Here is a 12,927-nt window from a genome sequence, read left to right as displayed (position 1 = left end):
TACAGATGCACCTTCAAGAGGAATTGCGCATTGGGCCCGGATGAAGTTAGCTTCCGGAAACCTCCCTTTCAGGAATGCCACCCTTGGACTCCATCACCCAGGCCGTACTCGGCGCGGCCTTGCAAGGTACCGTGCTCGGCCGCATCCAGGGCCGCCGCTCACTGTTGTATGGTGCGGCGCTGGGCACGCTTCCCGACCTGGACGTGATCATCCGCTACGCCGACCCGGTGTCGCAGATGACCTACCACCGCGGCTTTTCTCATTCCTTGTTCGTGCTCACCGGGCTGGCCTTGCTGCTGGCCTGGCTGGTCAACAAATGCTGGCCAGGCAAAGGCTATACCTTGCCCAGGCTGTTCCTGGCGTTCTGGCTGGTGCTGGTCACCCACCCGTTGCTCGACGCCTTCACGGTCTACGGCACGCAGTTGTTCTGGCCCTTGCAGGCCACCCCGGAAAGCTGGGCGGCGGTGTTCATCATCGACCCGGTCTACACCGTGCCGCTGCTGGCCGCGGTGATCTACGCAAGCATCAAGGGGCTGACAAGCAAGGCGGTGCAGATAATGACCTTGGCCTTGCTCTTCAGCGCAGCCTACCTGGGGTTCGGCCTGGCCGGACGCATGGCGGCCGAGCAGCGGTTCCAGGCTGCCCTCGACCGTCAAGGCATCGCCGTCAGCCAGGTGCGTGCCGTGCCGATAGCGTTCAACAGCCTGGTCTGGCGGGTGCTGGCCAAGACCCCGGATGGCGATTACTACGAGGGCATCAGCAGCGGGTTCGACCAGCACCCGCCAGAAATGCAACGTTTGCCGCGTAATCTTCAACTGGCGCAAGCGCTGGCCGGGCACCCGTTGCACCAGCGCCTGCGCTGGTTCACCGACGACTGGCTGCGCTACGACCAGATCGGCGATGCGCTGGTGGTCAGCGACCTGCGCATGGGTATCCCGGGTAACTACACGTTCCGCTTCAACATGGCCCACCGAGACAGCCAGGGGCACTGGATTGCCGATGTGCCGTCGCTGTGGGAGGGTGCCGGGCCAGGGGCGACGTTCAATGGCGACGACCTGGTGCTGATCTGGCGACGGATCGTCGAGCAGCAGCCACCTTTGCCGCTGGCCGCGTGGACCGATCGCTACCTGGGGCCTGCCACAGTCGAGCGCGGGCGCTGAGGCGTGCGTTCAGCCGGGCTGGACCTGGTCAAGTGGACGGCGATGCTGACCATGGTCGCCGACCACCTGCGTTTTCTGTGGCCTGATGCCGATGGCTTGTTCGTGGTTGGCCGGTTGGCGTTTCCACTGTTTTGCCTGGCGATTGCGGTGAATGTGGCGCGCACCAGGTGCGGTGCGCTCTATACCCGCGGCAACCTGCGTTATCTGGGGCTGATGCTGGTGTTCGCGGTGCTGTCGGAACCTGCGTACCGTTGGCTGGACAGTGGTTCGTCAACGTTCAGTGTGATGCCGACCCTGGTGTTGGGGTTGCTGGTTGCCTGGGGTGTGCATCATCCGTTGATTTCGGCGCGCGTGCTTGGCTTTGCCGGTCTGCTTGCAGGGTGGCTGTTCAGCGAACAGCTGATGTACGGGCTGCCGGGGGTGATGCTGCCGGGCGCCTGGTTGATGGCTCGGCGCAAGGAAGGGGCAGCCTGGTTGTTGCCCTGCCTGTTGGCCATGGGGGGGAACCTGACCAACAGCTGGTTGCAGGAGCATCTGTTGGCGCCGTTTACCGTGCTGACGCTGATGGCCGCGGCCTTGGCGATTCCGCTCGGGTGGTCGTTGCTGCGTCAGGAGGGTTGGCGGGTGCCTGCGGTGGGGCGTTGGGGTTACCTGTTCTATCCGGTGCATTTAGTGGTGATCAAGGTCTTCGCTTGATCGCTCTCGACAGTCCTGCTTGCATTTCACAAATCCATACCTATCTAAACCAGCCGCACCAGACTCAGGAACCACCCATGGAACCCAACCGCTTCGGCGACATCACCGCCTTCGTCAGCGCCGCGAAGGCTGGCAGTTTTACCGCCGCCGCCGCCACCTTGGGCCTGACGCGCTCGGCGGTGGGCAAGAGCATCGCTCGCCTGGAGGCGCGCATGGCCGTGCGCTTGCTCAACCGCACCACGCGCAAGCTGAGCCTGACCGACGAGGGCCTGGTGGCCTATGAACGCTGGCGGCAGATTCTGGATGACCTGGACGAGGTGGAAAGCACTATGGCCCAGCGCCGTGGCAAGCCCACCGGCACCCTGCGCCTGACAGCACCCCTGTCGTTCGGTCAGCGCCATGTGCTGCCGATTCTCGACCGCTACCTGAAGCAGTGGCCCGAGCTGCGCGCGGATATACGCTTCACCGACCGTTTCGTCGACCTGGTCGAGGAGGGTATCGACGTTGCGGTGCGTATCGGTGTGCCGAAGGAAGACTCGCAACTCTTGACCCGTACGGTGGCCTGGCAGCAGTTCGTCACCTGCGCCTCGCCCGCATACCTGGACGCACGCGGCGTACCACAGGTGCCCGGCGACCTCTACGGCCATGACAAGATCGCCTTCCTGGCCGGCGAAAAGGTCATGCCGTGGCGCTTTCATACCGAAGCGGGGCTGCACCTGTGCGAAGACCCCGGGCGGCTGAACATCGACAGCTCCGAGGCGATGCTCGCCGGCGCCCGGGCGGGTTTCGGGCTGATTCACCTGCCCACCTACATCACCGGCGACGACCTGCGCGCCGGCACCCTGGTGGAGGTGCTGCAAGCCTATCGGCCGCCAGCGGACCCGATTCGCATCGTCTACCCAAGCAAGCGCCACCTGTCGCCACGGGTACGCGGCTTCATCGACCTGCTGGTAGCCAGCTGGGAACCGGGCGTGCCCTGGGAGGACTGATTGGGGAATGGCAGGCCCCTATGCCGGGCCTGAAACCGGGTTTATCACTGGCTGCGCAGCAGGGAAACTGGCAGTCACTGATAATCCCTGTGGAGACCCCATGACTGCACTGTCCGTACTGGACCTGGTCATGATCGGCGAAGGCAAGACCTTCGCCGACGCGATCGAAGAGTCCCGCCAACTGGCGCGCCATGTCGAGCAACAGCACTACAGCCGCTACTGGATCGCCGAGCACCACGACATGCCGGGCATCGGCTCGGCCGCCACGTCACTGGTCATCAACGAAATCGCCAACGCCACCCGGCATATCCGCGTCGGCGCCGGTGGCATCATGCTGCCCAACCACGCGCCGCTGGTGGTGGCCGAGCAGTTCGGTACGCTCGACACCCTGCACCCTGGCCGCATCGATCTGGGCCTCGGCCGTGCGCCGGGCAGTTCCGGGCCTACCGTGCGCGCCTTGCGTGGTGCTGCGCCAGAGCGCGACTTCAGCCAGGACATCGCCGAGCTGCGTGACTACCTGGCCGACAACGGCCAGCGCCGCGTGCGCGGCGTGCCGGGCAAGCATGACATCCCGGTGTGGATCCTCGGCTCCAGCCTGTTCGGCGCCGACCTGGCAGCGAAACTGGGCCTGCCCTATGCCTTCGCCTCGCACTTTGCCCCGCGCTACCTGCTGCAGGCCATTGCCCATTACCGGGCCAACTTCCAGCCTTCGGCACAACTGGCCAAGCCGTATGTGATGGTGGGCATGAACCTGTTCGCCGCCGACAGCGATGCCGAGGCGGATTATCTGGCCAGCTCCCATCGCAAGTGGATGCTGGACTTGCACGTCGGGCGCGTCGGCCTGTTGCCCAAGCCGCAGGAGGGCTATGTCGAGAGCCTGCCGGACCATGAACGCGAGGTACTTGAGCAGGTGATGGCCTGCACCGTGGCCGGCGGGCCGGACCGGGTAAGGGAAGGGTTGCGCACGCTGATCGAGCAGACCGGTGCGGATGAACTGATGATCGACTGCCGCATCCACGACCCGCTGGCGCGGCAGCGTTCGCATGCCTATGCCGCGCAGGCCCTGGCGCAGCTGGGTTAAAGCTACCGGCCTCTTCGCGGGTGAACCCGCTCCCACAGCGGTTGCACAGGCCCTGGAGTCATGGGCAATCCTGTTGGAGCGGGTTTACCCGCGAAGAGGCCAGAACAGGAGAGCGATCAGCTACGGGCCAACCGCCCACTCACATAATGCGCCACATCATTGAACCCCGGCGTCGAGGCATGCCCCGGCGTGACCAGCGAATCAATGAACGCTTCATCCTCCGCGGTAATCTTCACCGCCAGCGCCCCGCCATAGGTATCCCACTGTTCTTCGGTCCGCGGCCCGACAATCGCCGAACTGACCAGCCGATTGTTCAGTACCCAGGCAATCGCGAATTCGACGATACCCACGCCCTTGGCTTGCACATAGGCCTGGATCTGCCGGGCAATGGCCAACGACTCCTGCCGCCATTCCACCTCCATGATGCGCTTGTCCTGGCGCCCGGCACGGCTACCGGCATCCGGTACCGCCCCCGGCGCATACTTGCCGCTGAGCACGCCCCGCGCGAGCGGGCTGAATGGCACCACGCCCAGACCATGGGCGGCCGCAGCGGTGAGCTGCTCCGGTTCGGCCTGGCGATTGACGATGTTGTACAGCGGCTGGCTCACCACCGGCCTGGGCACGCCCAGGCGCTCAGCAATGTGGCAGGCCTCGGCGATGCGCCAGCCGCGGAAGTTGGACACGCCCCAGTAGCGGATCTTGCCTTGGCGCAGCAGGTCGCCGATGGCCTGCACGGTTTCCTCCAGCGGCACCTTGTGGTCTTCGCGGTGCAGGTAGTAGATGTCCAGGTAGTCCATGTCCATGCGCGTCAGCGTGGCATCGAGGGCATTGAAGATGTGCTTGCGCGACAGGCCGCTGCGGTTGGGAAGGCCATCGGCCGGGCCAAAGCCGACCTTGCTGGCCACGATCCAGTCATGGCGATGACGGGCCACCGCTTCGCCGACGATTTCCTCCGCACGCCCGGCGTTGTAAACGTCTGCGGTGTCGATGAAGTTGATGCCCTGGTCCCAGGCCTTGTCGATGATGCGCAGGGCGTCTTCGGTGCTGGTTTGCTCGCCGAACATCATGCTGCCCAGGGTAAGGGCGGAAACCTGCAGGCCACTGTGGCCGAGGGGGCGGTAGATCATGCGCTTGGGTCCTTGTGCAGTCGGCAGATCTACCCGTTTTACACACAACCGGGGCGCAATGAAAGGCAGCTTCAGCCGATCAGCGCCAAGGCCTCCTGCAAGGTCAACGGGCGCTTCAGGCGTTGCGACAGCGTCGCCATGGCATCGGAATAGCCCTTGGCGATAACTGCCTCGACCCGCTCATCCACGCATTGCAAGGCAATGAAGTGGCCTTTTTCCGGCTCGCCGACGAACTCGATACGGTTCCAGTCCCGCGCGTGGCCCAGTACTTCGTAGGTGCGGCCGTGCTGGTAGGTCCAGAAGAACGGTACGTCGGCGTAGCGGCGCTGCTCGCCGAGCATGTTGGCCGCGGCGATCACCCCATGTTGCTGGGCCAGCCGCCAGTGTTCGATACGCACCGGGCGCCCGCTGAGGGGGAAGGTGGCGATATCCCCCGCGGCCCACAGGCCATCTGCAGCGCGCATTTCAGCGTCCACTTGCACCGACTTGTCCTCGGTCAGCAGCACGCCCTGAATGAACGCGGTCGCAGGTCTTACCCCGGTACCCAGCAGCACCAATGGCGTCTGTAGTCGCTCACCGTTGGCCAGCAGCACGGCCTCGACCTTGCCCTGGCCCTCGATCCGTTCGACCTCGGTAGGGCCGTGGAAGGTGACCCCCTTGCGTTTGTGCAACTCGCGGATGCTACGGCCAATGCGCTCGCCCAGTTGCCGGGCCAGGGGGACCTCATGGCGGGTGATCAGGTGCACCTGCACGCCGTACTTGCGCAAGGCCGATGCGGCTTCCAGGCCGATGAAGCCATCGCCGACGATCACTGCCGGCTGGCCGGGCTCGGCAGCATCCAGCAGGTGCGCGGCATCCTCCCGTGAACGCAGGGTAAATACCCCAGGCAGGTCGACGCCCGGGATATCGGGCCGCAGCGCCTTGCCGCCGGTGGCCAGCAGGCAGGCGTCATAGTCGATCTGCTGGCCGTCGGCCAGGATGACCTGGCGTTTCTGGGTGTTCAGTGTGCGCACCTTGCCATGCTTGCGCTCCAGCTGGCCCTTGCGCAGGGCGTCGGGCTCGAGCAGGGCCGGCACTTCATCGGGCGGCATCTGCCCGGCGATCACGAATTTGCTCAGGGAAGTACGATCGTAGGCAGGTTGGCGCTCCTGATCGACCCAGACCAGGCGGCCGGCAAAGCCATGGTCCAGCAGGGTGGCGACTGCGGCGCTGCCCGCGGCACCGGCGCCGACCACCACGAAACAGCGGGCGTCGCTGTGGCGGGGCGGCTCGGTTCTGGGCAGGGGTTGGTCGTCGACCCAGACCTGGTCGCCCTTGACCCAGGTTTTGTAGCGTCGCAGGTCGGCCAGGGCCGGCGGCTCGCAGACCGCGCCCTCGTCCACGGCGAACGCGGCCTTGTGCCAGGGGCACACCAGCAGGCCGCCGCACACCACGCCTTCATTGAGTGGCGCGCCTTCGTGGGGGCAGTTGCCCTGATAGGCGTGCACCTGGTCGCCCTGGCGGATGAGGATGATCTCCTCGCTGCCGGCCTGGACGCGCAGGGGGCGGTGTTCGTCGAGTTGGGCCAGGCGAGCTACGGCGTGCTGGGTCATGGGGGTTCTCCAAAGGGACCTTTGGAACCATTTGACGCCTGGGCTGGGGAGGGGATGCGTTGAGCTGACGATCGGTGGAGGGTGTGGATTTTATGTGGCCTGGGCTGGCCTCTTCGCGGGCTTGCCCGCTCCCACAGGGATACCACAGCGTTCGAGCTTGTGGTGATCCTGTGGGAGCGGGCGAGCCCGCGAATGGGTTCAACTGGCCCTTGCAGTACTCAGCGCGCCAGCCCGGGTAACCCGCAAGGCCACCAGGCTACCCAGCACGATCAACGCCGCCAGCGAATACAGCGCAGCATCGGTCGAGCCGGTCTGGTCCTTGATGAAACCGACCAGGTACGGGCTGAGGAAACCGGCCATCTGGCCCACCGAGTTGATGATCGCAAGGCCCGCGACAGCCGCGCCGGCGCTGAGCAGCGCGGTGGGCATCGGCCAGAACATCGGCAGGCCGGTGAGCGCGCCCATGGTGGCGATCGACAGGCCGAGGATGGCAATGGTCGGGTTGCCGGCGAAGTTCACCGCGATCAGCAGGCCGATGGCGCCCATCAGCATCGGCACCACAAGATGCCAGCGGCGCTCATTGCGCAGGTCGGCAGAACGCCCGCAGAGGATCATGAACACGCCGGCCAGCAGGTACGGGATGGCGCTGAGCCAGCCGATCAGCAGCGGGTTGTCGAAGCCCATGTTCTTGATGATCGACGGCAGCCAGAAGTTGATCGCATACACACCGCTCTGGATGCAGAAGTAGACAAAGCCGAAGGTCCAGATCAGCGGGTTGGTCAGCACGGCGAGCACGCCGTCGCCGGTGGTGCTCGGCTTGCTGGCGGCATCGGCGTCCAGGTCGGCGGCGATCAGCTGACGTTCGGCCGGGCTCAGCCAGGCGGCTTTCTGGTAGCCGTCACTGAGCAGGAACACCGCCAGTACACCCAAGGCAACGGTCGGCAGGCCCTGGATCAGGAACATCCATTGCCAGCCGGCCAGGCCGTGCTGGCCCGCGGCGAAATGTTGGAGGATCCAGCCGGAGAACGGCCCGCCGAGCAGGCCCGATACCGGGATCGCCGACATGAACAGCGCCATGATGCGGCCGCGGCGGGCCGCCGGGAACCAGCGCGAAAGGTACAGCACCACGCCCGGGAAGAAGCCGGCTTCGGCGGCGCCGGTCAACAGGCGCAAGGCATAGAACTCGGTGGGCGTGGTGACGAACAGCAGGCAGGTGGAGAGGCTGCCCCAGGCGATCATCATCAGCGCGATCCAGCGCCGCGGGCCGAAGCGGTTGAGCGCCAGGTTGCTCGGCAGGCCGCAGAGCACATAGCCGATGAAGAAGATGCCGGCACCAAGGCCGTACACCGTTTCGCTGAACTTCAGGGCGTCGAGCATCTGCAGCTTGGCAAAGCCGACGTTGACGCGGTCCAGGTAGTTGAACAGGTAGCAGATGAAAATGAACGGAATCAGCCGCAGGGTGATGCGCCGGTACAGCGCGTTGCGGGTGGTGTCCGTGCCTTGGTCAGGGGCGGGGCTGTATGCCATGATCGGGTTCTCTGTTGTTATGGTTGTCGCCGCGTCGCCTGTTCCGGCGCTCGCCCTGACGAGTCTCGGGGACTGCGGCGTGCCTGTCTTTGTGCTTTTGCACAGCACTTGCACCGGGCTGCTGTGCCCGAGCCCAAATCCCTGACACCCAAAGGACCGCTCAATGTTCGAACTCGACCATGACCTGGCGCAGGATATCGTTGACCGCGCGATGGCCATTCTGCCATGCAACGTCAATGTCATGGACAGCCAGGGGTTGATCCTCGGCAGTGGCGAACCTGAGCGTATCAACACCCGCCACGAGGGTGCGCAACTGGTGCTGGCCAACGGCCGCATCGTCGAACTGGATACGGACGCTGCCAAGTGCCTCAAGGGCGTGCAGCCTGGGGTGAACCTGCCGCTGATGCTGGATGGCCGATTGATGGGCGTACTCGGCTTGACCGGTGACCCGCAACAAGTGCGCACCTATGGCGAGCTGGTGCGCATGACCGCCGAAATGCTGCTGGCCCAGCGCCATTTGCAGGCCGACCAGCAATGGCGACGGCAGCGCTGTGACGATTTGCTGGCCCTGCTGCTGGGCGGCAGCGGCGATTCCCCCCGGTTGCTCGACGAGGCCCGGCAACTGGGCCTCAAGCCCCAGCTGCCGCGGGTACCGTGCCTGTTCGAGCTGGCCTCGGGGCCAGCCGCCGAAACCCTGGCGGCATGGTTGATGAGCCGCTACCCGGACAGTTGGTGCGTAAGCCCGGCCCGCCAGTCGTTGTTGTGGTGTCGCCCGGCAGGTGTGGCGCTGGACGAACCTCGCCTGCTGGAACGCCTGCAGCGCCATGGCTGGGACGTGGAGCGGCTGGCCCTGGGCAGTGTCGCGCAAAGCCTGGAGCAACTGCGCCGGGGTTATCGCCGGGTGCGCGATCTGTTGGCCTATGGGCGCGAGGTACTGCCCGGCGAGCGCTTGCTCAGCCTGCAGCGCTACCGGTTGCCGGCATTGTTGTGGCGGCATCGCAACGATGATGCGCTGGATGAATTGCTGGAGCCGTTGCAACGTATTCGCAGCAAGGACAGCAGCGGGCAATTGCTCACCACCCTGCGCGCCTGGTGTGCCCATGACGGCCAGAGCCAGGCCTGTGCCGATGCCCTGGGCATCCACCGCAACAGCTTGCGCTACCGCCTGGAGCGGATTGCCGAGCTGGGCGAGGTCGACCCGCTGCGCATGGAAGGGATGCTTAGCCTGTACCTGGGGTTGCAGCTGCTGCCTGCCGACTGAAGGGCCGCCTGCCCCGGCCCTATCGCCGGCAAGCCAGCTCCCACTGGATGCATGCTGCTCTCAGGCCTGTGTTGAACCTGTGGGAGCTGGCTTGCCGGCGATAGGGCCGGGGCAGGTGAAAGGCATCTGCCCAAACAACCCGCCCGGCATTTTGTGCATTTGACCGAGGCCACCTTTGCAGCCACCTGTCAGCATGCCGCTCATCAGGACAGGAGAAACCCCATGAAGATCGTCATTGCCCCCGACTCGTTCAAGGACAGCCTCGACGCCGCCGGTGTCGCTCGCGCCATCGCGGCGGGCCTGGCCGAGGCCTGGCCGGAGGCCGAGCTGGTCGAGTGCCCGATGGCCGACGGTGGCGAAGGCACCATGGATGCGATTCTTGCCGCCAGCCACGGCGAGCTGCGTCGTCAGACGGTACGCGGGCCGTTGGGGCAAAGCGTGGAGGCGGGCTGGGGCTGGCTGCCGCAAAGCCGCACGGCGATCATCGAAATGGCCCAGGCCAGTGGCCTGCAACTGGTGCCCACTGGCCGCCGCGATGCCTGCCGCAGCAGCACCTGGGGTACCGGCGAGCTGATTGCCGCCGCCCTGGCCGCGGGCGCGCAAAGGGTAGTGCTGGCTATCGGTGGCAGTGCCACCAACGACGCGGGTAGCGGCATGTTGCGGGCGCTGGGCCTGCGCCTGCTGGACGCCGACGGGCAAGCACTGGAACAGGGCGGCCTGGCCTTGGCCAAGCTGGCCCGCATCGATGCCAGCGGCCTCGACCCGCGCCTGGCCGAGGTGCAGTTCGAAGTCGCGGCAGACGTCGACAACCCGCTGTGTGGCGCCAACGGCGCATCGGCAATCTTCGGCCCGCAGAAGGGCGCCAACCCACAGCAGGTGCAGGCGCTGGACCAGGCCCTGGGGCATTTTGCCGACCATTGTGCGCAACTGCTGGGTGAGGATGTGCGGGACTACCCAGGCTGTGGCGCTGCTGGTGGCATGGGGTTCGCAGCCCGGGCCTTCATGGGCGCGCAGTTCCGCCCTGGGGTGGAAGTGGTGGCCGAACTGGCCGGCCTGGATGCCATGGTGCAAGGTGCAGACCTGGTAGTGACCGGCGAAGGGCGCTTCGACGCCCAGACCTTGCGTGGCAAGACGCCGATGGGGGTGGCTCGGGTTGCCAAGCGCCATGGGGTGCCGGTGGTGGTGCTGGCCGGCACCTTGGGTGAAGGCTACCAGCAGCTGTATGCCCATGGCGTCGACGCTGCCTTTGCCTTGGCCAGCGGGCCGATGAGCCTGGAGCAGGCTTGTGCCAATGCTGCTGAGCTGCTGCGGGCGCGGGCTTGTGATATCGGGCGGCTGTGGCGCTGCGCAACGCGAACTTGATCGACCGCTGCAGTCTGCCGAACCCCGCGCTTGGTCATTGATTTTTTTGTTGTTATCGTAGAAAGGAGAATCGAAGGTAGCCAGCAAATGCCCGTCACAGAGCCTTTCCACGATAACGTTGCGGTCTTTACCGATGCCGCACAGGGCCTGGGACTGGCCTGTTCCATGACGCTGGCGGAGGTGGGCGAGTTGCGCAACCGCCTCAAGGCATGCCGCTACGTGCCAGTCAACGTCGCCAGCACCCGCGCCGACCTGGGCGAAAGCCTGGTCTGGGATGAAGGCAGCGGCGCGTTGTACTTTGTCGATATCTCCGGCGGGCGAATCAACCGCCTGACGCCTGATGGCCAGGCCGAGTGCCTGTACGAATCCGCGGCACGCATTGGTGCGCTGGCGCTGACCGACCAGGGCAACCTGATTTTCACCGAAGACGCCAGCGTGGCCATCTTCGACGTGTCGCTGCGCAAGGTGCGCCGGCATTCGGTGTCGGTTCACCCGCGGTCGACCTACCGTTTCAACGACGGCGCCTGCGACCCGCAGGGCCGATTCGTGACCGGGCTGATGGACGATGCCCTGAGCGGCAACACCGGGGCACTGTTCCGCTTTGACGGGCAGTTGAATGATCAGGTGATCCACGACGACATGGCGTTGCCCACCGGCCTGGCCTGGTCGCGGGACGGCCATACGGTGTACTTCGTGGACTCGGCGGCGCGCTCGATCTACCGCGCCAGTTACCTGGCCGAAGGCCGGCTTGGCGCGGTCACTCTGTTTGCCGAAACCCCTGCCGAACTGGGGCGGCCGGACGGCCTTGCGCTGGACCGTGACGGCGGCCTGTGGGTGTGCCAGTACCATGGCAGTTGCCTGTTACGCTATGACCGCCATGGCCACCTCACCGACCAGGTGCTGATGCCAGTGCCGTGCCCCACCAGTTGCTGCTTCGGTGGGGAGGGGATGAATACCTTGTTCATCAGCACCGCGCGCTTGGGCATGAGTGCTGAAGACTTGCACCATTACCCCGACGCTGGTGACCTGTATGCCATCAACCCGGAAATTGGCGGCATCGCCCGTCACACCTTCAAGGAATAAGCTTTTGCGCCTGGCTGGCCGGTAGCACGGCCAGTTCGCCAAAGCGCTGCGCCGCGTCGATGTAGCGCAACGCCGACTTCGCGTCTTTCCAGCCCACATAGCTCATCAGCGCCTTCAGCTCCCAACCGTTGGCCGTGGCCCAGGTGGCAAAACCTCGGCGCAGCGAGTGCCCGGTATACAGCGCCGCCGGTACCCCGGCGCGCTCCAGCATGCGCCGCAGCAGGCCGACCAGGCTGTTGCTGTTGAGCGCGGTGTCGCCGAGGTTGCCCCAGCGGTCGAGCTTGCGGAACACCGGCCCATGGGCGATGCCGGCGACTTCCAGCCATTGCAGGTAGGCCGTGACCGGGCACAAGGCCTTGAGGGCCGGGGTGCGATGCTGTACGCCCAGGGCTTCGCGGTCGCCCTTGCTGCGTGGCAGGAACAGGGTGATACCGACGCCGGCCTCGGCCTGGATGTGCTCCACGCGCAGGCGAGCCAGTTCATCACCCCGAAAACCGCGCCAGAAGCCCAGCAATAGCAGCGCAGCGTCGCGACGCGCCCGGCGCAGGGAGGCCAGGTCATGCTGTTCGCGGGCCTGACGGGCTTCTTCTTCGAAGCATTGCACTGCGCTTTGCAGGTGCTGCAGCAACAGCGGCGCCGCCTGCCTGGGCGGTGTCGGGTGCAAGGTGCGGATGCCGCGCAGCACCTGGCGCACCAGCGGCGCCTTGGTCGGGTCGGGGAAACCTTGGGCGACGTGCCATTGGCTGAGCGCCGCCAGGCGCTGGCGCAGGGTGCTGACGGCATGTTGGTCGGCGTGGTCGGCCAGGTAGCGGGCGATGCTCTCGGCCGTGGCCGGGAGAAAACCGCCCCAGTGGGTTTCGAAATGCTCGATGGCGGCCTGGTAGCTGCGCCGGGTGTTGTCACGGGTGGCGGCGCGGAGGTAGCGCTCGATGTCGGTCATGGTGCGGGTGCAAGTGGATGATGGGCACACGATAAACCGAAATGGGTTCCTAATACATGCTCGGTCCCTGTAGGAGCGGCCTTGTGTCGCGATCGGGCCGTGAAGCGGC

At 65.7% G+C, this 12,927-nt stretch carries 11 protein-coding genes; 7 read left to right on the top strand and 4 right to left on the bottom strand.

What is annotated here, in order from left to right; translation table 11 throughout:
- Positions 1-83: 83 nt before the first annotated feature.
- The 4 genes from GYA95_RS09670 to GYA95_RS09655 all read left to right on the top strand — a co-directional run bounded on the left by GYA95_RS09670 (position 84) and on the right by GYA95_RS09655 (position 3,926).
- Positions 84-1,160, top strand: a complete 1,077-nt coding sequence (locus GYA95_RS09670) for a metal-dependent hydrolase (RefSeq protein WP_015270377.1) — start codon at positions 84-86, stop codon at positions 1,158-1,160.
- Positions 1,161-1,163: 3 nt separating this feature from the next.
- Positions 1,164-1,856 carry a TraX family protein gene (locus GYA95_RS09665; protein WP_080604873.1) on the top strand — a complete coding sequence of 231 codons (693 nt, stop codon included), beginning with the start codon at positions 1,164-1,166 and terminating at the stop codon, positions 1,854-1,856.
- Positions 1,857-1,933: 77 nt separating this feature from the next.
- A complete protein-coding gene (locus tag GYA95_RS09660; protein ID WP_015270375.1) occupies positions 1,934-2,845 on the top strand; it encodes a LysR family transcriptional regulator in 912 nt (303 codons plus the stop codon).
- A gap of 100 nt (positions 2,846-2,945) precedes the next feature.
- Positions 2,946-3,926, top strand: a complete 981-nt coding sequence (locus GYA95_RS09655) for an LLM class flavin-dependent oxidoreductase (RefSeq protein ID WP_015270374.1) — start codon at positions 2,946-2,948, stop codon at positions 3,924-3,926.
- Between the two features lie 116 nt (positions 3,927-4,042).
- Here GYA95_RS09655 and GYA95_RS09650 read toward each other — a convergent pair whose 3' ends face one another.
- The 3 genes from GYA95_RS09650 to GYA95_RS09640 form a co-directional block, all read right to left on the bottom strand.
- Entirely contained in the window at positions 4,043-5,053 is a 1,011-nt protein-coding gene (locus tag GYA95_RS09650; RefSeq protein ID WP_015270373.1) for an aldo/keto reductase, read from the bottom strand.
- A 71-nt stretch (positions 5,054-5,124) separates the two neighbouring features.
- Positions 5,125-6,645: an FAD-dependent oxidoreductase gene (locus GYA95_RS09645; protein WP_161551382.1), complete on the bottom strand. Its 1,521-nt coding sequence runs from the start codon at positions 6,643-6,645 to the stop codon at positions 5,125-5,127.
- A 198-nt stretch (positions 6,646-6,843) separates the two neighbouring features.
- Complete coding sequence (locus GYA95_RS09640; protein WP_015270371.1) at positions 6,844-8,172, bottom strand: MFS transporter; 1,329 nt, start codon at positions 8,170-8,172, stop codon at positions 6,844-6,846.
- 163 nt (positions 8,173-8,335) lie between these two features.
- Here GYA95_RS09640 and GYA95_RS09635 point away from each other — a divergent pair, with 163 nt between their 5' ends.
- From GYA95_RS09635 to GYA95_RS09625, 3 genes are all read left to right on the top strand, one after another.
- On the top strand, positions 8,336-9,433 hold the full coding sequence (locus tag GYA95_RS09635; protein ID WP_015270370.1) for a sugar diacid recognition domain-containing protein: 1,098 nt from the start codon (positions 8,336-8,338) through the stop codon (positions 9,431-9,433).
- Between the two features lie 222 nt (positions 9,434-9,655).
- Positions 9,656-10,795: a glycerate kinase gene (locus GYA95_RS09630; protein ID WP_015270369.1), complete on the top strand. Its 1,140-nt coding sequence runs from the start codon at positions 9,656-9,658 to the stop codon at positions 10,793-10,795.
- Positions 10,796-10,960: 165 nt separating this feature from the next.
- Entirely contained in the window at positions 10,961-11,878 is a 918-nt protein-coding gene (locus tag GYA95_RS09625) for an SMP-30/gluconolactonase/LRE family protein (protein ID WP_224765931.1), read from the top strand.
- Here GYA95_RS09625 and GYA95_RS09620 read toward each other — a convergent pair.
- Positions 11,868-12,818, bottom strand: a complete 951-nt coding sequence (locus GYA95_RS09620) for a site-specific integrase (RefSeq protein ID WP_015270367.1) — start codon at positions 12,816-12,818, stop codon at positions 11,868-11,870. The two genes, GYA95_RS09625 and GYA95_RS09620, sit on opposite strands and share 11 nt — an antisense overlap.
- Positions 12,819-12,927 lie beyond the last annotated feature (109 nt).

This window comes from Pseudomonas asiatica (assembly GCF_009932335.1).
In the GTDB taxonomy this organism is placed as follows: domain Bacteria; phylum Pseudomonadota; class Gammaproteobacteria; order Pseudomonadales; family Pseudomonadaceae; genus Aquipseudomonas; species Aquipseudomonas asiatica.
The sequence above is the reverse complement of the archived record's forward strand: the minus strand, read 5'-3'. Positions and strand labels throughout refer to the sequence as shown.